24 protein-coding genes are annotated in these 22,346 nt (G+C 51.8%); 2 read left to right on the plus strand and 22 right to left on the minus strand.

The features are described from left to right. Nucleotides 1-6: 6 nt before the first annotated feature. The 12 genes from ACIKP9_RS03985 to ACIKP9_RS04040 form a co-directional block, all read right to left on the minus strand. A complete protein-coding gene (locus tag ACIKP9_RS03985; RefSeq protein ID WP_400879583.1) occupies nucleotides 7-1,260 on the minus strand; it encodes a CpaF family protein in 1,254 nt (417 codons plus the stop codon). Then, nucleotides 1,257-2,510, minus strand: coding sequence for an AAA family ATPase (locus ACIKP9_RS03990; protein WP_400879586.1), 1,254 nt, complete (start codon nucleotides 2,508-2,510; stop codon nucleotides 1,257-1,259). Before ACIKP9_RS03990 ends, ACIKP9_RS03985 begins: the two co-directional genes overlap by 4 nt. Beyond that, nucleotides 2,510-3,871 (minus strand): type II and III secretion system protein family protein, encoded by a 1,362-nt coding sequence (locus tag ACIKP9_RS03995; protein WP_400879589.1) that lies wholly within the window; start codon nucleotides 3,869-3,871, stop codon nucleotides 2,510-2,512. Before ACIKP9_RS03995 ends, ACIKP9_RS03990 begins: the two co-directional genes overlap by 1 nt. Then, nucleotides 3,872-4,771, minus strand: coding sequence for a Flp pilus assembly protein CpaB (gene cpaB / locus ACIKP9_RS04000; RefSeq protein WP_400879592.1), 900 nt, complete (start codon nucleotides 4,769-4,771; stop codon nucleotides 3,872-3,874). It abuts the gene before it with no gap. A gap of 41 nt (nucleotides 4,772-4,812) precedes the next feature. Then, nucleotides 4,813-5,307, minus strand: coding sequence for a TadE/TadG family type IV pilus assembly protein (locus ACIKP9_RS04005; RefSeq protein ID WP_400879595.1), 495 nt, complete (start codon nucleotides 5,305-5,307; stop codon nucleotides 4,813-4,815). Beyond that, complete coding sequence (locus tag ACIKP9_RS04010) at nucleotides 5,295-5,789, minus strand: A24 family peptidase (protein WP_400879597.1); 495 nt, start codon at nucleotides 5,787-5,789, stop codon at nucleotides 5,295-5,297. Before ACIKP9_RS04010 ends, ACIKP9_RS04005 begins: the two co-directional genes overlap by 13 nt. A gap of 7 nt (nucleotides 5,790-5,796) precedes the next feature. After that, nucleotides 5,797-5,988: a Flp family type IVb pilin gene (locus tag ACIKP9_RS04015; RefSeq protein WP_400879600.1), complete on the minus strand. Its 192-nt coding sequence runs from the start codon at nucleotides 5,986-5,988 to the stop codon at nucleotides 5,797-5,799. A gap of 215 nt (nucleotides 5,989-6,203) precedes the next feature. Further along, nucleotides 6,204-6,578, minus strand: a complete 375-nt coding sequence (locus ACIKP9_RS04020; protein ID WP_400879603.1) for a 4a-hydroxytetrahydrobiopterin dehydratase — start codon at nucleotides 6,576-6,578, stop codon at nucleotides 6,204-6,206. 12 nt (nucleotides 6,579-6,590) lie between these two features. Continuing rightward, complete coding sequence (locus ACIKP9_RS04025) at nucleotides 6,591-7,220, minus strand: amino acid kinase family protein (RefSeq protein ID WP_400879605.1); 630 nt, start codon at nucleotides 7,218-7,220, stop codon at nucleotides 6,591-6,593. After that, on the minus strand, nucleotides 7,207-8,589 hold the full coding sequence (pabB, locus tag ACIKP9_RS04030) for an aminodeoxychorismate synthase component I (RefSeq protein ID WP_400881848.1): 1,383 nt from the start codon (nucleotides 8,587-8,589) through the stop codon (nucleotides 7,207-7,209). Before pabB ends, ACIKP9_RS04025 begins: the two co-directional genes overlap by 14 nt. Then, on the minus strand, nucleotides 8,589-9,662 hold the full coding sequence (locus ACIKP9_RS04035; RefSeq protein ID WP_400879607.1) for a hydantoinase/oxoprolinase family protein: 1,074 nt from the start codon (nucleotides 9,660-9,662) through the stop codon (nucleotides 8,589-8,591). The genes pabB and ACIKP9_RS04035 overlap by 1 nt, the downstream gene beginning before the upstream one ends. Then, entirely contained in the window at nucleotides 9,655-10,641 is a 987-nt protein-coding gene (locus tag ACIKP9_RS04040) for an ATP-grasp domain-containing protein (protein WP_400879610.1), read from the minus strand. The genes ACIKP9_RS04035 and ACIKP9_RS04040 overlap by 8 nt, the downstream gene beginning before the upstream one ends. Before the next feature lie 37 nt (nucleotides 10,642-10,678). On the opposite strand from ACIKP9_RS04040, the gene ACIKP9_RS04045 reads away from it, so the two are divergent. Next, complete coding sequence (locus ACIKP9_RS04045; protein ID WP_400879613.1) at nucleotides 10,679-11,383, plus strand: HisA/HisF-related TIM barrel protein; 705 nt, start codon at nucleotides 10,679-10,681, stop codon at nucleotides 11,381-11,383. Between the two features lie 85 nt (nucleotides 11,384-11,468). On the opposite strand, the gene fae is transcribed toward ACIKP9_RS04045, so the two are convergent. From fae to ACIKP9_RS04095, 10 genes are all read right to left on the minus strand, one after another. Then, nucleotides 11,469-12,005 (minus strand): formaldehyde-activating enzyme, encoded by a 537-nt coding sequence (gene fae, locus ACIKP9_RS04050; protein WP_230347420.1) that lies wholly within the window; start codon nucleotides 12,003-12,005, stop codon nucleotides 11,469-11,471. Between the two features lie 348 nt (nucleotides 12,006-12,353). Next, nucleotides 12,354-12,899 carry a 6-phospho-3-hexuloisomerase gene (gene hxlB / locus ACIKP9_RS04055; protein ID WP_230347421.1) on the minus strand — a complete coding sequence of 182 codons (546 nt, stop codon included), beginning with the start codon at nucleotides 12,897-12,899 and terminating at the stop codon, nucleotides 12,354-12,356. A 117-nt stretch (nucleotides 12,900-13,016) separates the two neighbouring features. After that, nucleotides 13,017-13,646, minus strand: coding sequence for a 3-hexulose-6-phosphate synthase (gene hxlA, locus ACIKP9_RS04060; RefSeq protein ID WP_230347422.1), 630 nt, complete (start codon nucleotides 13,644-13,646; stop codon nucleotides 13,017-13,019). Between the two features lie 144 nt (nucleotides 13,647-13,790). After that, complete coding sequence (gene tal, locus ACIKP9_RS04065; protein ID WP_400879618.1) at nucleotides 13,791-14,741, minus strand: transaldolase; 951 nt, start codon at nucleotides 14,739-14,741, stop codon at nucleotides 13,791-13,793. Nucleotides 14,742-14,877: 136 nt separating this feature from the next. Continuing rightward, nucleotides 14,878-15,726: a triphosphoribosyl-dephospho-CoA synthase gene (locus ACIKP9_RS04070; protein WP_400879621.1), complete on the minus strand. Its 849-nt coding sequence runs from the start codon at nucleotides 15,724-15,726 to the stop codon at nucleotides 14,878-14,880. Further along, nucleotides 15,723-16,646 carry an ATP-grasp domain-containing protein gene (locus ACIKP9_RS04075; RefSeq protein WP_400879624.1) on the minus strand — a complete coding sequence of 308 codons (924 nt, stop codon included), beginning with the start codon at nucleotides 16,644-16,646 and terminating at the stop codon, nucleotides 15,723-15,725. The genes ACIKP9_RS04070 and ACIKP9_RS04075 overlap by 4 nt, the downstream gene beginning before the upstream one ends. After that, nucleotides 16,646-17,629: a methenyltetrahydromethanopterin cyclohydrolase gene (mch, locus tag ACIKP9_RS04080; protein WP_400879627.1), complete on the minus strand. Its 984-nt coding sequence runs from the start codon at nucleotides 17,627-17,629 to the stop codon at nucleotides 16,646-16,648. The genes ACIKP9_RS04075 and mch overlap by 1 nt, the downstream gene beginning before the upstream one ends. A gap of 22 nt (nucleotides 17,630-17,651) precedes the next feature. Next, the gene (locus ACIKP9_RS04085; RefSeq protein WP_400879630.1) at nucleotides 17,652-18,752 is read right to left on the minus strand and encodes an ATP-grasp domain-containing protein; all 1,101 of its coding nucleotides are present in this window, start codon (nucleotides 18,750-18,752) and stop codon (nucleotides 17,652-17,654) included. A 26-nt stretch (nucleotides 18,753-18,778) separates the two neighbouring features. Next, nucleotides 18,779-19,675, minus strand: a complete 897-nt coding sequence (locus ACIKP9_RS04090; RefSeq protein WP_400881850.1) for an NAD(P)-dependent methylenetetrahydromethanopterin dehydrogenase — start codon at nucleotides 19,673-19,675, stop codon at nucleotides 18,779-18,781. Nucleotides 19,676-19,769: 94 nt separating this feature from the next. Then, nucleotides 19,770-20,780 carry a beta-ribofuranosylaminobenzene 5'-phosphate synthase family protein gene (locus ACIKP9_RS04095; protein ID WP_400879632.1) on the minus strand — a complete coding sequence of 337 codons (1,011 nt, stop codon included), beginning with the start codon at nucleotides 20,778-20,780 and terminating at the stop codon, nucleotides 19,770-19,772. A 258-nt stretch (nucleotides 20,781-21,038) separates the two neighbouring features. Here ACIKP9_RS04095 and ACIKP9_RS04100 point away from each other — a divergent pair, with 258 nt between their 5' ends. Beyond that, nucleotides 21,039-22,334, plus strand: coding sequence for a formylmethanofuran dehydrogenase subunit B (locus tag ACIKP9_RS04100; protein ID WP_400879635.1), 1,296 nt, complete (start codon nucleotides 21,039-21,041; stop codon nucleotides 22,332-22,334). Nucleotides 22,335-22,346: the final 12 nt, after the last annotated feature.

Consider the following 22,346-nt stretch of genomic DNA (forward strand, 5'->3'; position numbering starts at 1 on the left):
CTCCTCCTAACTGAAAGCAAGCGCTCCACGAAGCTTGGGATTACTCGGCGTGACTGGCAGGCTGGCAAACTGCTCTATTTCTAGGTCATAATTGAACAACTCATTGGTCACAAAGCGGTCATCCCGTATCCCGACGACTTCCACAATTGAGGTAATCCGGCGTCGACCATCAGGCATACGGGTCACTTGAACAATCAGCTCAATGGCGGCTGCGATCATCTTGCGCATGGTTGCCTCCGCTCCTTGGAATCCTGCAAGGCCAGCCAAGGTCTCGAGTCGCAATAAGGCATCGGCAGGATTATTGGCATGCACGGTGCTCATGCACCCCTCGTGGCCGGTATTCATGGCCTGCAACATGTCCATCACCTCCTTGCTACGCACCTCGCCTAGGATGATGCGATCTGGCCGCATGCGCAGGGCATTGCGAACGAGGTCATGTGCGGTTACCTCCCCGACACCATCGAGGTTATGTGGCCGTGTTTCCAGGCGCACGACATGCTCATGTTCCAGTCGCAATTCAGCAGCATCCTCAATCGTAACAATACGTTCACCAGAGGGAATGGAGCGGCTCATGAAGTTGAGCATGGTGGTCTTGCCAGCGCCGGTACCGCCGCTGATGATAGTATTGACGCGGCGCTGGGCCGCATTGGTGAGGAAACTCAGCATTTGTGAGTTCAGGGTGCCGTAAGCCAAGAGATCATTGCCTAGAATCGGCGTCTTGCGGAATTTGCGGATGGACATACAAGGTCCATTCAATGCCAAAGGCGGGATGATGACATTAAGCCGGCTACCATCCGGCAGGCGCGCATCTACGGTCGGGCTGGCTTCATCCACGCGGCGACCCAATGGCGACAAGATACGGCGAATCACCCTGAGTACATGTTCGTCATCAATAAAGCGTAACTGGCTTTTCTCCAGCTTGCCCTTGCGCTCGACAAAGATATCCCGCGCTCCATTGACGAGAATATCGTTGATGCTGTCGTCCTTGATCAAGGTTTCCAGCGGGCCGAAGCCAGCGAGTTCATCAACCATTTCCTCGGTGAGTTTTTCCAAGTCATAGGCACTCACCACCAATTGCTTTTCCGCCACATATCGATACACCTTGCTATTCACATAGGTGATCATTTGCTGGCGCGACATATTGGCCAGGTCTGCCCTGTCCTGCTCGATCTCGGCAATCAGGTAGCTATGCAGCAGGAGCTTGGTATCTTGCGATTGCTCCGCAGCCTTGAGATCAAAGCGATATTCAGAGAGTCTCATGATAGCAACTTGGATCTGGAGATATGCCAATCACTGAAAATACGCTGCAGGCTCGCCAGCAGGCCTTGCTTATGCGTGTATTTATCTTTGCTGTCCTGCAATGTCTGTGCAAGCTCACGTATGCGAATCGCATATTGGCTTTTGGGACTTAACTCCAGAATGCTATCGCCAGTATTTACCGAGGACAGGCGTATCATGCCCGCCGGGGGCAGCATCGTCAGTAGCGGCAAATCAAATGAGCTAGCGATGTTATCCGCATCCGGCAATAAGCGTGGGAGATAGTGATCCAGCACCAATCCGGTGTTTTGTAGCTCATTTTGTGCCCGCAAAGCACGCAGCAACTCGTAATTACGCTTACAGCTAGGTACGCTTTGCTCCGCTACCAAGATGGTACGATCCACTGCTGACAACAACAATTGCAGGAAATCCACGCGTGTCACGCCTCCCAAATTGATCACCACCTGGGAGAAATGTTTCCTCAACGTGCGCAATACGGTGTAAATGTCCGCGGGTGAAATCTGGAAGTCGTCCTCTGGATCATCCGGCATAGACAATACAGACAAGCCGGAACGATGGCGTGCAAAACCAGTATCGATCAAGGTCGCATCCACGCGTGCGAGGTTACGCATCACATCCACAAAGCTGTATTTACCCTGCAAGCCCATGAACAACAGGCTATCGGCATGAGGTATGCCCAGATCCACCAAGAGGGTCGATTCCGTTTCCTGCATTGCCTGGGCTAGGTGAATAGCCAGCATCGCCGAATCAGGGCTTGGGCGGGCGTTGATAATGGCCGTAATCTGCCCAGACTCCAGCTGAGGGGTAGACTGCTCACGCCGAATGGCGCTACGCAGGCTATAGCGCCCCAGAATGGCAAGCAGCTCGTTTTCCTTGGTACCGATGCGGATAAAGTCCCGTGCACCGGCCCGCATAATCGTCAACAGCAATTGCTCATCCGCAGTCTCTGCCAAGGCAAGCACTGGCAAATCAGGTCGCGTGGCGCTAATTTCCTCGATGAAAGCGATCTCCTGCAAAAATGCGGGCGAAAGTGCGACCTCCTGACGGAAATCCTGTGACCGCATATGCAGCAAGACAGCATTGATATCTACGGCATCTACCAGTTGCAATACCTTGCGGATATCCTGCTCCTCCACAAAGATAAACTTGCTGGAGTGATCGGAAATGTTCCTGAGCCAGCGTATGCATTCATCGCCATTGCTGACTACGATATAGTTTCGGCTTTCCTGCATTAGCGTGACATCCCGGTTGAATGTGGTTTTGGATAGGCATCACGCGAGAGGAAAAACTCGCTGAATGATGGCTTAAAGTGCTTAAGCTCAGCCCCCGGTAACGCTGGCAATTCAGCATTGCGGGCAATCGGGCGGACCAAGCGCGGTGTCACCACCATCAATAGCTCCTTGTCCTCGCGATCAAAGCGTTTGGAGCTGAAAAAAGCACCGATGATGGGGATATTGCCCAGCCAAGGCATCTTGTCGATGTTGTTCACGGTATTACGGCTCACCATGCCACTGATGACGAAGCTCTCACCGTTGCCAAGCGATACGCTGGTTTCTGTGCGCCTTACCTTGAGGCCTGGCACAGAGACACCTCCGGTTTGCACCGCATTGGCAAAATCCAGCTCACTCACTTCAGGCGCCACCTTGAGAAAAATCCGCTCGCCACTGAGGATAGTGGGCGTCAGCATCAGGCGAACCCCATACTCCTTGTAGCGAATAGTGATGGCACTATCCGACCCACCACCGGTCCTGATCGGCACCGGGAATTCACCACCAGCAAGAAAGGTAGCGGTTTGGCCTGAGATGGCAGACAAGGAGGGCTCGGCCAGCGTGTAAGCGAAGCCATTGGTTTCAAGTATGCTCAAACTTCCTAGTAAGCCCGAACCATGATTGCCGAATACCACATTAAACGCATTGAGAATGGGTAGAAAACCCGAACCGCTAGTAAAGTTAAAGCCATCCCCTGTATTCTCAACACCTGACAAGTTGCTGGGTGGTGCTACAACGCCAAAACTTTCACGGTGATTGCTATTGTTGCGCCCCATCAGGAACCCAAACCTCATGGCATTCTGCCTGCTGACCTCCACCACCTTGATGTCAATCTGCACATGACTCTCGAATTCGGTGCTTGCCACATCCAGCGCACCCTTACGGTCTTTCTGTAAAGATTCCAATGCGCGTGCATGCTCTTCCAATGACCGAGCTTCACCCACTAGGGCTATCCCATTCCCAGCAGGTTGCACATGCAAATCATTGGCATCAGCAGCCTTCAACCCCTGGTTTTCCAATGCAAGCGATGGCGTAACACTGACTTGCAGCACGCGCGATGGCTGGGTCGCCTTGCTATCCCACAAGCTGATTTCTGTCGCGCCGACTGCCTTGGGAACGATCATCATCGTCTTGGGGCTAGTCATGGTCACTGCAAGCACCTCAGGATTGGCAATCGCAACACGTTGCAATGCCACTGTGTGCTCATAAAGCTTTTGCTGCCCAATGCTGACAAGCATCTCCTCGGCCCAGGCCGATTGCACCAGCAGTAGCCAGCATGCGCCTGCCACGCCGGCCAGTTTTCCCCGTGAATAGAATGCAGCCATTTACCGTCCTTTGAAGCTGATGGTTTCTGTCTTATCACCGGCGTGGACAATGACATTGACCACTTCGGCATTTTTCTTTGCGGGCATTGCTTTGATTGATTTGGGTACTACAGGGGGCTTGCTTGACTGTTGTAAGCCGGTAATTTCGGATAGGCGCACCAAGTCATTGGATGTCTTTGGTGTATCTGGGCTGGCACCGCGCAGGGATAAGCGCAAGCTACCGCCGCTGGCTGCCAACATGAGACGCGAGACGTCCTCCTCCTTGACGGCGATGACAGCAGAATGTCCACTCAATGCCTGTGCCTTGCCACCTTCGCTATCAGCAAGGATAGAGGCTGATCCGGGGGAGATACTTGAGGAGGAGACATTCTGCTGCAACATTTCACCGTAACTGATCACGCGTACATCCTTGATGATGGACTGCGCGGAGCTATCTGTTGTCATGCCATTACTGCTATTGATATACACCAGCACATCAACATGGTCGCCCGGCTGGATAAAGCCACCAACACCGATGACCTCATCAACCTTGATAGCAACGCCTCGCTCCCCATGCTTGAGCAATTGCGCGGCCGGGCCACGCTGAGCAAAGTAAGTAGAAAGCACCGGCGCATCTTTCTCGATCGCCGTTTCCACCATGCGACCTATCAAGTCTGCCGTGGTGCTATACGCCAACGAGTTTTGGCTGTCGCTTTCCTTCATTGCCAGGTCTTCCGGCAACAATACATGCCCGGCTGGAATATCCTGCCGCGCCACTACCTGTGAATGGCGCACGACAGTCACTGGGGCTGGCGCTTGCACCTCGGGCTGCCGATGACTCGCCCGGATGCCATACCATCCCACCAATACCGCCCCGATGAATAGAAGGATTGCCGTAATCCTTAATGCATTTCCGCTCATTTTTATTATGGCCCGCTGTTGAAATCAGCAGTAATACCAGCTCAAACGAGATTGATTCTGGCATTACCTTGTAAATCCAGTGGCATAGGCAGCATCGGCCCATAGCCAGGAATATTCAGGATGGGGATCACCGGATTATTGTTGTAATTGGGGTACACCACCCTCACGGTCAGGCTGCTCCCAACCACATCCACCACCACCTTGCTATTGCCTGCCCCCAGCACATGCTCACGCACGCCTTGTGGCAACCAGGTCAATGCATTACCGACGGTATGCCTCACCCGCGAGGCAATGCCTTCGCTGGCATATTGAGCGCTACTGCCATACGCCATGGGATCTACCGCAATGGCAGCGCGTGCACCTTCTGAAGCGGCAAACACAAAAGACGACTGCAACAAGAATAAAATGGCATAAGTCACCAACGCGTAGAACAAAGTGAAAAACAACATAAACAGCATGGCAAACTCAATGGCCGCAGCACCTGATTGCCTGCGCCTGGATGACGATTTTCTTGAAATGCGTGTTATAGATGCCATGATTCCATCCCCCATATTTCCGGAAACAGGATGACAACGCCCATTGCCAAGGCCAATGCGGCACCAAATGGAATATACCGCCGCTTGTTGCTTTCCCTGCTCACCGATACCCAACCAGAAGTCACCAGCTGCGGCTTCAATTGCCACCAAATCATCAAGCCTGCCAGCACGCCGAGCGAAGCCAACACAAAACTCGCCACGACCACCTTCACTCCACAAAGCACTGCAATCGCAGCCAACAATTTGACATCCCCACCACCCAGTGTTTTAGTGGCATATCCGGGAATTGTCAGAAGAAAAGAAACGGCCAAGCCCCAAAAGGCAGAGGAGATGGGTTGGCCGTAGTAGAAAACTTGCCCAGTAATCAACAGATAACTGAAACCGAATAACAATGCTCCCAAGCTGAGTAGATTGGGAATTTTGCGATGGGCCAGATCAAAAAACACCATTAATCCAGCCCAAATACAAAACATCAGCTCCATAAAACTTTTAAGCCGTACCTGTTCCAGTCAATGCATTTTGTATGTTAGTAAATACGGCCGTAATAGCAGTACGCATTCCAGGCATGAGTGTGACCAAAACCAACGCCACCATCGCAACAATCAAGGCATATTCAATTGCACTCGCCCCCTCTTCATCCTGGTACAGATTCACCAGCCACTGCTTCATCATTGCAAACATGTCTATCTCCTTTAGCTACTTAGTCAATTCATGCTGGGTATTTTGCATAACTCTGAAACACAGCATACACATTTTGATAAATACAGTAAATATGAAAAATATGATAATTACAAAATATCTATCGACAGCAACATTCATTTCTTTAAGGAAGATATAAAAAAACGGCCAGGATTCATCATCCTGGCCGTTTTGGTATGCAAGCAAGTCGCTAGCGACTAATCGTATTTGATATATTTGAAGCGCGCATCCTCATTGGGCGTGCCTTCCAGAGCGCCTTGCTCCTTGGCAGGTTGCCACTGAATAACAGACTCTATCTTGTGCGCCAGCTCCCAATCCTTATCGGTAATGCCCTTGGCTGTATGCGTAGAAAGCTTGACGATGACGAAAGCATAAGAAACTGTAAGATCGGGATGGTGCCAGGCAGCTTCGGCAAGATGTCCCACCGTATTCACCACCATCAGCGTCGCTTTCCAGCCACTGGTTTTGTATTTGCGGCGAATCCAGCCGTCTTCGTAATACCAGTGCGGCAACTCTTTTTCTAGCCTAGCCTGGATTTCCGCTTCACTATAGGTACGCTCAGCTTCACTCATCGCATCTCTCCTTTAGTTCCAGGCACATCGAACTGGCAAACCTACCCTTTCCAGTTCTGCCTCGCTAAAGCCATCATTGAATGCCACGCAATCCTGCCGCCCAACCACCCAGGTGTTGAATGCCTGGCCAGCAATATGATCACCAAAGGCACTATCGACAAAACCTTCCTTCGTGAGTTTTTCAAGAGACACTTGCTGATCAGCATCAGGGCGTGAAGATTTCACCAGAATCAGGTGCTCGGCATTGAGCTTGGCAGCCAAGTAGGCAGCCAGGCTATCAGAGGTAATGCCCCAATTCATGGGAATGCTTTCATCGGCGCAGATCATGTCGCTCGGCAGCCAGACAATGCCACGGTGCTGCCAGCCGCGCTCGGCGATTTCCAGCTCACTTTTGGCTGTCACCAAACGTGGGCTAAGCCCCGTCATCAGCACACCATATTGATCCATGGCCATCACTGCCATGCGGTGTGCGGTCGCATCATCAATACCACTGCTGATCTGCGCATCTCGCACTGCATCGGCAAAGATACCGCCGCCAGGCACGATCAGCACCTTGCCATCGCCATGGCGCGCGACAATATCCAGCCAGAGATTAAGCTCAGATGAGCCGAGAAGACTACCTCCCAGTTTAATTACCCACATCTTGGTCACCCCGAAAATGTTCGACGAGTTTTAGCATGGTTGATGCCTTATCCCAGGTTTCACGATACTCTTTATCGCCTTCCGAATCCGCTACGATACCACCTCCAGCCCAGAAACGGATTTCGCCATGCGAATAAACGGCAGTGCGGATGGCAATATTGGTATCCATATTGCCATCAAAACCGATATAGCCGATGGCACCGCAGTAGATGCCTCGACGATGTGGCTCCAGCTCTTCAATGATTTCCATCGCCCTTAGCTTGGGCGCACCTGTGATAGAGCCACCGGGGAAAGCACCACGCAGCAAGTCAACCGCTTCGTATTGCTCAGCCAGCTTGCCTGTCACTGTGCTGACCAGATGATGGACATTGGCATAGCTCTCCAGCGCGAACAGCCGATCAGCCCGCACCGAGCCTGTCGCACAGCTCTTGCCTATATCGTTGCGCAGCAAATCGACGATCATCAAGTTTTCTGCTCTATCCTTCAGGCTACTCTGCAAGTCTGCCGCCTGGCGGGCATCTTCATCCGCATTGCTCGAGCGTGGTCGCGTACCCTTGATTGGACGGGTTTCAACATGGCGACCACTGACCTGAAGAAAGCGCTCCGGGGAATCTGACAGCACCTGTACCCCTGGCAGGTTCATGAAAGCCATGAATGGTGCCGGACCTATTTCACGCAGATATTGATATGCTTGCCATGCATCGCCCTCTGCCGCAGCACTAAAGCGCTGCGCCAGGTTCACCTGATAGCAATCGCCTTCATGGATATAGCGCTGAATGCGTTCAAATGCTTGCTGATAAGTCGCCACATCAAGATTGGAACTGACAGGCGAATTAATCGAAAAAGCAGTAGTCGCTTGCTTAGCAGCATGTGTGAATAATGCACACAATGCTTCCCACTCGGCCTTGCGTGCTTCAGTGATGGCACAAGACACCAACCAGGTTTGCTGTTGACGGTGATCAACAATAACTGCCCAATCATAAATACCAACCATCAACTCGGGAATACGTTCACCATCGTGGGCCTGGGCAGGCAAGGATTCAATATTACGTGCCAGGTCGTAACCAAAGTATCCGACAGCACCACCGGTGAAAGGCAAATCTGACGCTAAGCGAGGGTATTGCTGTAAGGCCTGTTTCAATAGCAAGAAAGTATCTAGGTCCGACTCCCGCACGCCCTCTTGGTCATGTATTTCAGTAACACCATCGCGTGTCGTCAACGTCATGACAGGATCAGCCACCATGATGTCATAGTGCCCATGCTCATTGCCGGGACGCCCACTATCCAGATAAATTGCCCAAGGTCGCTGGGCGATTTTGGCAAACAACATGGAACTATCTGCGTGATATGGCAGTTCTCGTCTGAGCATCATGCCTCCCCAGCAGTCGCAGGAATACCCAGGTTAGCCACCGCATAAGCAGGCAAGCAGACCCCGGCCCAGTTTCTTACTTGATCAGACTCGGCCTTGATCAATGAACTCGCCGCAATAAACTCATGGCCCAATTGCTGAGCCAGTTCGCGCACCAGGAAAGTACCAGCACCTGCACCTATAAATGGTGTGCCTGGCCGAATCAGGTTGCGTGAAAGATTGCGCAAAGTCGCATGGCGCAGCAAATCCAGTTGCTGCTGCTTGAATGCCTGCGCCAGATGAACCCAGGCAGCCCTGTCGGCATCACCAGCGTCCCATCCCACCATGCGTGCCAAACGCCTACTAGTCTCTTCCACACTTTTTCCTGCACCATCGGCAGTTGCAGCCATATCTTCCTGCGGGTCAAGTTCCCCCAGCAAGCGGTAGACATCGGCAGTGGTGGCAAAATGTTCTGCCGCAAGGTTGTGCCATTGCCCAGCAAAGGGAATGCGAGAAGCCAATGCCATGAGTGAGGTACGAATCACGCCGGTATAAACCAACTCCTCCTGCTGCATACGTTCAGCATCTGTTTTACCGAGGTTGGCAGGTTGCGCATCCTGCAACAAGACAAAATCAGCTGTGGTGCTACCAATATCAATAAACAGGCCCTGCTTCAACTTTTGGGCAACAAAGGCCGCACTAGCCAGCCAATTGGCTGATGCAATGGCATGGCTGTGAGCCTGCACCTGCGTCAACGGGACGAATCCATCAGCACCGGCAAAAAACCATACTTCGCCACTCAACTTGGCATGCACACATGTAGCGATCTGCCATACACCCGTTGGGCGATCAGGGAAAATATCGGCCAGCTCACCAGTCATGGTCACGCTATGGCGTACACCCGGCGGTACATTCAACTGTGCAAGTGCTGCATCCAGCGCCGCATCCAGCTGCTCAAGCCCTTGCCATAACGGGCAAGGCACCTGTACTACCTTGACGGCAACACCATCTGCGCGCACTAATGCCGCTTTCAGGTTGGCACCACCTATGTCCCAACCAAGATATTGTTGGGCTGACGGGGTTGTTTCAGTCATTCAGATTGATTTCAATTCGGTTGCGCTGCAACTCAGCGGGCAGCGTGAAGTCTGCATTATAAAGCAAGTCCAGCAACAGCCGCGCCGGGTTATAGGCCATTGCCGCTTGCAATCCGGCAAAAGAAGTCGTCAGGCGAGGATTTACCTCCAGCACATGCAATCGACCATCAAGACCAACGATCAAATCTACCCCGACATAACCAAACAATCCAGGAATAGCCGCAGCAACCTGCCGCGCTACCTGTTCAAAGCCTTGCCACTGCTCAACCAAGCCATTGACGACACCACCACGGTACGCAATCTCGCCTTGGTCAAACTCAACGATCTGTTGATTGCACGCCAGCAGCCATGCTTTGCCGTCGCGACAAAGCATGGTGAGGCTAGCTGCTTGCCCTTCCACATAAGGCTGAATGATGTAATCCGCTGGCATATCACTTAACCAGCACTCTAACGCAGCAACCTCATGAAAATAACGTGCGCCATCACAACTCACGCCATCGTCAGGCTTAACCACCCAGCCTTGCGGCGCTGCGGGGTAAGCTGGTGCACGTGTTGTTTCCACTACAGCTACACCAGCCCGATGCAGGTGTTGGAAGGTTTGCCACTTGCTGCTGGCCACTTCAACTGCTGATGAAGTACTGGAAAGCAACATTTTCCCAGATGACTCCACCAGCGCCGTCATCTGCAATAACACGCCAGCACTTTCCGGGGCGACCAACCATACGAGATCGACCTCTGCCATGAGTAATGCCCACTCCTGCCAAGGCAAATCATCGCCCTGCAATACATGGCAAGAATCTACATGCCCTGGAGATGGCACACGGTCATCATGTGTCGTGAATATTCGCATCCCAGAAATGCAGCGCATGGCATCCAGCATCGCATCCCGCATCAGGACAGCCTCTTTCACCAACATTGGGGGAATAGGCTCACGGTATAATCCCCCTGCCGTCAGGTATTCACAGACCAGAATACGCATAGAAGCCGGTAATCGTGTTGAGTAACAAGGAGTATTTGTGCAAGTTATACCTGTGGTTGATCTGATGAATGGCGTCGTCGTGCACGCCCGTAAAGGCGATCGTGCACATTATCAGCCAATTGTATCCAGCCTGTGCCAGGGCAGTACAGCCGCAGATATTGTGCATACCCTGCTTGGATTATACCCATTCCCCAGCCTCTACATTGCTGATCTGGATGCCATACAACAGCGTGGACATCATCGCCCGCTCGTTGACGCTTTACTGGCTGCGCACCCGCGCCTGGAAATATGGATTGACGCCGGGCTTCACTCAATGACAGCTATCGAACTCTGGCAACATGAACGCCTCCGCCCGGTATTGGGGAGCGAAAGTATTCCTGACATCAACACGTGGCACCAACTTTCGCAGGCCTGTGCGAACCGCCATATCCTGTCACTAGACTTTACCTTCGCTGGCTACCAAGGCCCGGTAGAGTTGCTAGATAATGCTAGCTTATGGCCTCCAGAAGTCATCATCATGAGCCTGCCGCAAGTGGGCAGCAATCATGGTCCGGATATTGATCGATTAAAAGAATTGCGCGCCCGCACTCCCAATCACCAACTTTATGCTGCTGGCGGTACTCGCCACCTAGCCGATCTAAAATTGCTGAATCAATTAGGTATAAAAGGCAGCCTCGTTGCCAGTGCTCTGCATCAAGGGAGTTTAGATGCGGCAAGCTTGCATTCACTGGGCGGCATATAAAACAAAAAGCCCTGATAGCAATATCAGGGCTTTTTTCTTGTGTCCGGCATCATGATGGCGATACCGGATCTCCCAATCTAAATGATTACTTAGCTTGGAATGGGTGAGCAGATTCCTTGTAGCTCTTCAGTACATCAGCTACCTTAGGCTCACGTGCAACAGCGTTCTTGATCGCTTGCTTAGTTGCTTGGTAGTTCCACTCTTGGATACGCTCATCGATGTCAGCACGGCTGTCGATAAATACGCCTACGGAGATGAATACGTCATCAGCTTCTTCTTGTGGGATGGTGCCATCAGCAACACAATCCATCACAGCCATCGCGATACCGCGTTGTGCTGGGCCAAACATCTGAACAGCTTGCTTACCGTTCTTGATGGTCACTTTGTTGAACATCACAGTAGCAGGCTTCACCATCAGGTTAGGGGCCACAATAGCCAACAGGCCATTCACGCCTTCCTTCTGATCGGTCAGGGTACGGCAGAATGCGTCTTCTGCAGCGCTACCGCGTGGGCCAATAATCAGATCGATGTGAGCTACGTTCAGCAGGTCGAGGCCGCTGCCGTCAGGACGGTTGTCAATAACAAGAGCTTCACCTACTAAAACGCGATCAATAACTGCCATTTCATTCTCCAATATAAAGTTTCCGTAGAAACACGTCGACATTGCTGGGTTAGCTATGCCATCTAACTGCCTTACGTCTGTTTAACGTCAAGCCTGAAAATTTGCAAATATTATACATAGTTTATGAAAACTATGTGAATTCGCACAATAATAATTTGCTTCCATACAAATTCAACAACGACCTCCACCCCGCCGCACCGGCACAACTGCAATTCCGACGATGATAAAAAGGTAACGGCGAGTTAGTGTAATACTTTAAAAATAAGTTCACACAGGATTGAAAAATAAACAACAAAAAACCCGGAGGCCTCACGGCACATCCGGGTTTTCATTCCCCAAGAGTGAAGATTACTCGAGGTTAGCGTGAATCGCGCGCATACCTTCTTCTGTCAGACCTTTTTGATCTACCAGCTTGGCAATAGTCGCTTCGAGGAACCACAAGGTGGACAACTCGAAAATAGTGCCCATAGGCATACCATGAGTCTTGTCAAATGCATTGGCATCGTTGCCACCCACTGGCACAACCAGATCAGCCAATTCGGCCATTGGGGACTGAGCCTTCATGGAAATCACGATAATCTTGGCACCTTGGCTCTTTGCCTTCTTGACCAGAGGCATCAGGGTTTCTGTGCTACCAGAGCCAGAGATCACAATGAAAAGATCACCAGCTTGGATGCTTGGGGTAACAACTTCACCAACCATGCTGACTTGGTAACCTGCATGCACCAAGCGCATTGCAAAGAAACGGGAAACCAGCAAGGAACGGCCAGCACCACCAATAAAAGTACGACCAGCTGCATCAACCAGACTCAGAATCTTGTCGTCATAGCCTTCAGCAGTGTTATTGATAACATTGGTCAGCTTGCTGACCACGAGTTCTTGATATTTGTTCATAGCATTCACCTTAAATAAACGATGATGAAATTCTAAAAGACCATAACAAAAAATCCACCAACTTAGCCCTTGCGAGCTACGTATGGTGGATTTTTTTAGCTTGGCTTAAGCGAAAAATTACTTAGCCAGGCCAGTGATTTCAGCAGCAGCAGCAGCTGGGTCAGCAGCACCGTAGATAGCAGCGCCAGCAACGATGATGGTAGCACCAGCGTCTTTAACTTGTGCAACAGTAGCAGGCTTAACACCACCAGCTACGGAAACTTCCAGACCCAGGTTCAGGCCAGTTACAGTTGCCAGGTCAGCGAAAGGAGTTTGACCAGCAGCTTGTTGGTCCAGACCAGTGTGAACGCCGATGATGTGCGCGCCCAGCTTAGCAACTTCCTTGGTGCGAGCAGCCTTGTCACCAACATTGATCAGGTCGATCTGTGCCTTCTTACCGTACTTGTTAGCAGCGTCGATTACGCCTTTGATTGTACCCAGATCAGCTACGCCCAGAACGGTAGTGATATCAGCACCAGCCTTGTAGAAAGGCTCAGCTTCGTAGAAGCCAGCATCCATAGTCTTCAGGTCAACTAGGATCTTGTTGTTAGGGAACTTTGCGCGCAGAGTTTCCAGCAACTTGATACCGTTGTGCTTGATGCATGGTGTACCGATTTCAAGAATGTCAACGTGTGGAGCTACCTTTTCAGCCAGCGCAACAGTTGCGTCGAAATCCAGTGAATCTAATGCCATTTGTGTCAATGCCACGATACTTCCTCCAAAAGGGTTACAAATTGAGTACTACTAAAAATCAAAACTACTTTTTATACAAAAGCGGAACGGCAATGGTAATCGCCAAGCGCGCCGGATGTCAACGCCAATGAGGCGCTGGCATCTAGGCGATTGAAACGATTAAAGCTTTTCAGCTAATGCCTTTTCCAGCTTGTTCTGGTCAACCACGAAACCACGGATGCCTTCAGCCAGCTTTTCTGTTGCCATCGCATCTTCGTTCTGATCAAAACGGAACTCCTTCTCTGTCAACAGAGCAGGACGTTGCTTGGTTGCACCATTGTCCACCAGTACGCGTGGCAGGTTACCTTCGGTAGCCTTCAGCTCTTCCAGCAAGTTAGGAGAAACTGTCAGACGGTCACAACCGGCCAGTGCAGTAATTTCACCAGTGTTACGGAAGGAAGCGCCCATCACGACGGTCTTGTAACCGTGTTCCTTGTAGTAAGCGTAGATCTTGCGAACAGACAACACGCCTGGATCAGTTTCAGAAGTGTAGCTTTCACCAGTCTTAGCCTTGTACCAGTCGAGGATACGACCAACGAATGGGGAGATCAGGAATACGCCAGCTTCAGCACATGCACGTGCTTGAGCAAAGCTAAACAACAGTGTCAGGTTGCAGTTAATGCCTTCCTTTTCAAGGATTTCACCAGCCTTGATACCTTCCCATGTGGAAGCCAGCTTGATCAGCACGCGATCCTTGGAAATGCCAGCGTCAGCGTACAGCTTGATCAGCTTGCGACCCTTTTGCACCATAGCATCGGTATCAAAGGACAGACGTGCATCCACTTCAGTGGAAATCTTGCCTGGGATATGCTTGAGAATCTCTTGACCAATCAGCACAGCCAGCTTGTCAGCAGCATCTTCGATTTGTTGTGCCTTGTCACCGCTTTGGGACTTAGCATAAGCAATCGCTTCGTCGATCAGCGGAGCGTATTGTGGCAGTGTGCTTGCCTTCAGCAACAGGGATGGGTTGGTGGTTGCATCGTAGGGCTTAACGCTCTTGATCGCTTCCACGTCACCGGTGTCAGCCACGATAGTGGTGAATTCCTTAAGTTGATCGAATAAATTAGCCATATTGCTCCTCCTTGAGAAAATACAGAAATATTACGCTTGAAAATTTGCTTGCCCAGCTTGGAGGCTGTTCAGGCCACGAATAGGCCCGAGACCCCTCCCAGGGAATCGGACTAGTATAACTGAAATTCGGGTATAACTATAGAGCATCACTGTGTGACAAAGTATGGGCCAGCAAGGTGGCCACCGTCAGATCAGCACTGGTTCCCGGGTTGAGCTTTTGCGCCTTCAGCTCCGCATCAAACTGCAGTAATGCACGTTGATACAATTTGGGGTTTTCATGGGCGAGCAAAGCATGTAGATGCGCAGCAGCCTGACGGCTGACCTCTGCTGCACGCGCTTGATCATATTTGCGCTGGATATGGCTATCTGGAAACTCGCTCAGCAATGTCAAATAAAGCACTGTCGTAGCCCAAGCCGGATTTTCCCACTTGTGCAGCGCCTGCGTATAAGACTCAAGACCTACGCCAAAAACATCCTCAAAGCCATGCGCATACTGCCAGGCAATACGGTCACGCTCAGCGGCCGCCTGCATGGCAACAAACAAGCTGATCGTCGGTGCCTCATGCACGTCATGCGCATCAGCCTCACCCAAACCTCCGGGAGCAGCACGGGCGATCGCCTTGAAAGCAAGCTCAGCGTCATCAACATCCAACCCAGCCAATACGGACTGCAATTTCTCGCGTAGCGACCCTGAGGTCGTATTGGATAAAGCCGCGTGAATCAAGGGAGCACACAGCAACACAATGCCAAGATTGGTATTGCAACTCACCACTTGCCAGGTAGCCTCAACAGAGGCCAATATCCGCTGGCCTACCGATAACCCAGGCTGTGCAATCACGCCAGCTACTGCATCGGCACTGTGGATGAATTCCTGCACGACCATGCCATGACCATCGGCAAAAATATGTACATTGCCTGGCTTAAGGCTGCTCAGTTCCGCCATGCAAGCCGCACGAAATGCTTCAGCAACACGTTGAGGCATCATGAAACAACCGTCAAGGCTGGCTGTGTGTGCATGCACGACAGAAAATCATCAACTAGCAGCTGCCCAATATCTATGCCGGTAGCGCCCTGCAAACCCTTCCAGGCAGGAATGCTGTTAACCTCCAGCACATAGAGCTTACCGTCACCTTCCCGAATCACATCCACACCACAATAATCAACATTAACCGCCCTGGCAGCAGCCTCGGCCAATTGTGCCAATTCACCCTGCGCCTCAATCGCCTCACAACGCCCACCTTGGGCCACATTGTTTACCCAATGGCTACCATGGCGGATCATGGCAGCGACCGCCCGCCCCTTGATCACAAACACGCGATGGTCATGCCAAGCCCCTTCGCCGCTATCAATATAACTCTGTAGATAGTAAAGACCATCTACATATTGCTCCATGGGGATAGGGAATGGCGTTTCATGCGTAAGCTTGCGTATGCCCTGCCCCTGCGAGCCGAATAAAGGCTTGAGCACCACCGGACGCCCGGCCATGGTTTCCCGCAGGTAGATTTCCTGCGCCTGGTAGCGCGACTCGCAGACCCAGGTTTGCGGCGTAGGCACATGATTCAGGTGTAGCAGAAAACTGGTCATGGCCTTATCGACAGTGCGCTCGACCGCATAGCCATCGTTATACACCACCACGCCAAGCAACTTGAGCGCATGCAGGATATCCAGCCGCGCAATCACGCGCTGCAACGTACCACCAGGCACACCACGTACAAATACGCCTTTGGGTAGCTCACGCTCAAAACCTGGAATCAACACTGGCGGCAATCCATTTGCCGCCAGATTGAACGCACACTCTTTCAGTGAAACAAATACCGCTTCATAGCCCCGCGCAGCAAACGCCTCCTTGAGGCGCTTACCATGCCAGCCGGGATCATCAGTAAAAACCGGAATGCGTTGATTCACTATGCGCTATAGCCAAACGATTGATCCAGTAGCGCTGCATCCAGCTTGCCGCCAGTGAAGCTCTTGCCTGAGTCGACTGCAGTCACGGTCACTGCAGCTGGGCTGAACAACATCGGGTCAATCTTGTAGAAATCCATATTGACGGCTTTGAACACTTCGGCAAATGGACGGCCATAGTCGCGGGAAGCGCTGCTTGGCAACTCCTTCGCCAGCTTGGCTGCAGCTTCATCACTACCCTTGACGAAGATATGTGCATGCCCACCGAACAGGATCGCATCATTGGTGCGCCCCATGCCAATGAGGAAATCTGGCGCTGGAGGTGGCAATGGTGCACTTGCTGCACCATCCACAACATGCTCCAAGGGGAAATGCAACGTATGAATTTTGTGCAAAGCCACTTCCAACACGCGTGCCACGATCTGCACAGTACCAGCCAGGCTACGCGTCGGGGTGAGGATGAAAGTGAGGTTTTCTGCCTTGACGCCGGTATCACGCGCCACTTTCTCCACGACTTCTTGTGGCGGCACCTTGTCGCTTTCCAACACCAAGACAGCAGCATCGGCACTGTCTTTGTAACCCAGCTCTTTATAAAGCTCTTCACGACCAGCCAACGCACGACCTGGACCAGAGCCTAGAGAGAAAAACTTCTCATGGGACAAGCTCCAACCAGCGTATTGACTGCCCAGGCAAGACAACACTGGATTATTTGAATGCACGGATAATGTCCATGGCCAATGCGGGAAAGTGCTGGAAGAATGCAGATTGACGTGCCCCAAGCCACCCATGCAGATTTCAGCAATCAGGCGACCAGCTTCCAGACCACCCTCGGCCTTGATACCAGCATCAATGACGGTAGCACCACTTGGCAATTTTTCTACCAGTAGGCGCAAGGTCTTGGCATTATCGACCAGATATTTAACCAAGGGATTGGTAAGCTGATTAACGCTAGGCCAGTAACTGGTATCAATCGCAGCCTCGGACATGAGATTCTCCTAATTTATCTATTCAATGGTTGTAATATGGCTTGAGCATGGTGCTCAATAATGTCATTCGTTTTTTTGCAAGCGCTTCTGCCGCATCCACATCATCTGCCTCGGCTTGAACACTACACAACGGCATATCGCGTGTGATCAAGGTATGTGCCAAAGGCTTGTCCACTGCCCATTCAGGCCAGGGGAAATGCTGCGGAATGCGTATATCGAAAGGAGCGTAGAATACCAGATTAGCCGCTGCTTGCATTAGCGCTGTTGGCTGAGAAATTATAGGCTTTGCCGATATATGCGCCTCTAGCCATTCTGCTTGCCGTGCAACAGGATACAAGCCCAGGCTTGCACTCAGGCGCGGATTCACTTCCAACACCCAGAACTGTTCGCCTTGCACCATCACATCCAGGCTGTTCAAGCCCCGCAATCCCAATGTCGCAGATAAATCGCGCGCAGCCTGTACCAAGCCCTGCCTTACGCTACCTGACAACACCAGCGGCCCTGCCAAGCCACCGTAACGATACGGCAACTGATTGGTCGGGGATAACACTTGCCGCTGAAACCCTAGTGCAGAGACACCCGACTCATGAGCCATGAACAGCAACGAAACTGGGATACCATCGACAATACGCTGGTAATAGACGCCGTCATCACGCACTGATAAATCCGCATGCTGAATGTGCATACCACCACAACCACCCTGGCGCTTGCATAACCAACGAGACAAGTCATGTGGTGGAATAGCCGAGGGACCAACGCAGGTGTCTGGCACAGGGATGTCATATTGACGGCATCGCTGAAAAAAAACAGGGACGTTTTTACTAGCGTCCACAATCTCTGGAATATTGCCGATTAGATTCACTTGTGAGGCGACTTGCGCAAGCAAGGTGGGCTGAGCCTCGAAACCGCTGCCATACAGCAAATCTTCGGTGCCGAATTCACGCATTGCAGGCAAAAGGTGATGCAATATTGCATCTGGCACAAAGCCCTGCTTGCCATAATCCAGCACAAGGTGCCTGGCACAGGCCTGCAACGTATCTTCGTCACCAAAAACATCGGCAGCCAGGACTTGATATCCTGCTGCCGACGCTGCAATAACATAAGGGCGGACATTCGCCGCCACGATTGCGATTTTATGATGCAGTTGAATTACACGAGCTCTTTACGTGCCAATTCAAACGCGGTCATGAAGTCGATGTAAACATGGCTTTGACCTTCCAGCATGCGCTTGAACAGGCGCTGCTGAGTTTGGTACTTGATGTTGCCAATCGCCAAGGCGCCTACACCATAAATTTCAGTGCCCTCGATCAATACACCATCAGCCATCACGCCAACGCCTTCTGCACCGGTTGGCGGTACAGCATTCACGTCAGCAACAACCTTCAAGGTCTTGGAGCTCTTCATTTGCTCAATGGTCAACACGCGCACACCAGCAGCTGCACAGCAAAGCGCAATATCAGTGCTTGCCAGAATCTCTGTTTTCAGTGCGTCATTGCTACCGTCGACACAAACAATGTTGGTGCCATAACGCTTGTTGTATGCCGCAGCCTTGTCTTCAACATCTGCCATGGTCTTGTGTGCCACCATCTGCACAGTTGCACCGTATTTGGATGCAATCACGGCAGTACAGCCACCTACTGGGCCAGTCGCACCGAAGACGCTAACCTTACGACCTTCAAGCGTGCCACCAAAATTCTTGATCAGCAGTTGCTCAACGCGCGCCATCATGGCGGCAGAAGTAGTGAAAGCGCCGGATGGATCGGCAAACACGGAAATCTCGAACGGAGGCACCATGGACTTCTTGGCTGTTTCCAGCATATCCATGGCCAAATCAACATCACGACCACCGATCAGCATGCCGGTACGCCATACGCCGCGAGGACCACGAGAGAAAATGGCATCTTGTACCAGGCCAGTCACTTCGCTCAATTGCACATTGGTGTATTGTGCAATGGCATCGTAACCTGCATCGTATGCCATGTTGACATCAAAAGGACTCGCGTTCTTTGATGGCGTAATAAAGTGTAATACATAAGGCTTTTCCAATTTGGTCCCTTCCATTTCGCTTGCCCTCATTTAATGCGGTGCTTCACGTTGAATAAATAATGGCAACCGCCATCGTTCCATAAAATCTTTGCGACTATTCCACTGAGCATGTACTGATCTGCGCACCAGAATTAATCCCCTGACACAACACAAATTCCACTTGTGGAAAATGGGAATATCGGGATTCTAGCGCGTCCAGCAGTGCTCGTGCATCTGTTTCATCGGCACAGATAGCAAAACCTGTAGGTCCCCATGAGCTTTGGCCCAGGCAATCCACCCCATCGGCCTCAAGTTGGCCCAGAATCTTTGAAATGGCAGGGCTGGCATAACGCCCCCCCTGCGCCGGCGCAAAATGATCGCCAGTACGCCACTGCAACTCGCGGATAGCCTGCCCAAAAGCCGGTAAATCATGCTCTGCCAACGCTGGCAAAGCTTGCATCAGCAAATGGCGGCACAAGATAGCCGCACTATCGGCAGGAAACTCTGGCAACCTGCGGAAAGCCTCCAACTCCTCTGCGCCATGCACACCGGTATGGCTACGATCAAAAATCAGGATAATGCGCCACTCCTGAGGAAATTCTGATCGCGCGATGATAGGAGGCACATCCGTACCTTCGCCACGACCACCGTCAACAATGACCCCACCGTGCGCAAAAGTGCCTAACCCTATGCCCGATCTCGCACCACGCGAGGTGAGCACGGCAATGTCGCGCAGACTTAAGTCGAGATTGAATAGCTGATTGATTGCCGAGCCAACGGCTAATGACATTTGCGTGCCGGACCCCAGGCCTGCATGCTCTGGGATGGCAGTTTGAATGCGGATATGAAATCCATGAGGGATATCAAGTGATTGTGCAATCGCCTGGGCGATTTTCAAGCCACGCTCAGCACTGGGCCCCTCAACAGAAATAGTGTCTGCAGCAAATACCTGCAAGGAAGTGGCAGGCTTGTCCAACGACACGCCGATACTACCGAACTTGCGGCCCAAATTACCGTTGAGATCAAAAAACCCCATATGCAACCGTGCCGTGGTAACAACACTGACGCCCTGCTTATTGATAATAAATTCCTTCAGCTTGCGAGAAACCGGCACTTGTGATGCCAATAATCCGCCATTGTAGCCCAGCCCGCTTAAGTTTAAAAAGTGCGGACTAAGAATTTCCTAATTTGAAGCTCAATGAAATCCGCTATATCTAAAGTAGCTGTTAACGTGCGCTCAAGCTGTTTTCAGGCAGAATCACGGAGTATAATCCTCCAAGCCAAGCACAACAGGCTTGCACGATAGCAATCGGTGTCACCGGTTTGCACCATGCCTGATCAAGGCATGATCCTTGAGGAACCAACCAGTTTTCGGATGGAGAACATGACGCAATCAACTCACTTTCCAGCAGCTACGCTGGAAGCCGTGCCCTATCCCGCCGACGGGCTTCTGAGCGACGACCTTCGGCTCAATCGCGATAGCGCAGGCAATCTTTCCCTCGAATCTCCAGACTGTCCCAAAAGCAAGGCCTTTTTCGAGAGTACCTATGCTGACGCATCACCAACCATCGATGGCCAAGTCACGACACTGGAAGCCGCGATCAAGAAAGCGACTGAACTGTTTCGTGATGCCAAGCATCCGCTGCTAAGCGGCCTTGCCACTGATGTATATGGCATGCGTGCCGTCATGAATCTTGCCGAAAGCACAGGCTCGACCATAGACCACATGAATTCCAAGAGTTCCATGAAGAACATCCTGGTGATGCAGAACTCCGGTTGGTATGTCACCACCCTCAGCGAAGTCAAGAACCGGGTAGATCTATTATTGGTGGTTGGCACCGATATCGTGAGTTATTTCCCACGCTTTTTTGAGCGCATGATCTGGAACAAGGAAGCCATGTTCACCGAGAATACGGCTGAGCGTGACATCGTTTACCTGGGTGGCCGCAACCTGAATACAGCTGCAGGCGTTTCCCCTACGGGTAAACAACCCGACGTGCTGCCCTGTGACTTGGACAAAGTGCCTGAAGTCCTGGCAGCTTTGCGCGCCATTGTGGCTGGCAAGCCGCTCAAGGCCGACAACATCGCCGGAGTTTCGCGTGAGTCACTGGAGAAACTGGCAGAGCGCCTCAAGGCAGCAAAATATAGCGTTGTGGCATGGACAGGTAGCGCACTGGATTTCCCACATGCTGAACTCGCTATCCAGAATATCGTCGGTATTGTGCAGGAGCTGAACAAGACTACCCGTAGCGCAGGCTTGCCACTCAGTGGTAATGATGGCGATGTCACGGCGTATAACGTCAGCACCTGGATCAGCGGTTATCCTTTCCGCAACTCCTATCGCCGAGGCTATCCCGACTACGATCCATATCATTACGATACTGCCCGCTTGTTGGCGGAAGGTGAAACCGATGTCCTGGTCTGGATCAACAGCTTCAATCCCGAGCGCCTGCCGCCCCAGAGCAACGGCCCCACGATTGTCATTGGCCATCCGGGCATGCAGTTCAAGCAGGCCCCGGATGTCTTTATCCCGATCGCGATTCCCGGCCTGGAAGCCAATGGTGCGCAATTCCGCAGCGATAGCTCGGTCACATTGCCGCTGCGCAAATTGCGCGACACCAGCCTGCCCACACTCGCCGATGTGCTCTCTTCCATAGAGTCTGCACTCAAGGCTGCTTAAGCAAGTCAAGGA

Source organism: Methylobacillus methanolivorans (assembly GCF_044751345.1).
Taxonomy (GTDB): Bacteria; Pseudomonadota; Gammaproteobacteria; order Burkholderiales; family Methylophilaceae; genus Methylobacillus; species Methylobacillus methanolivorans.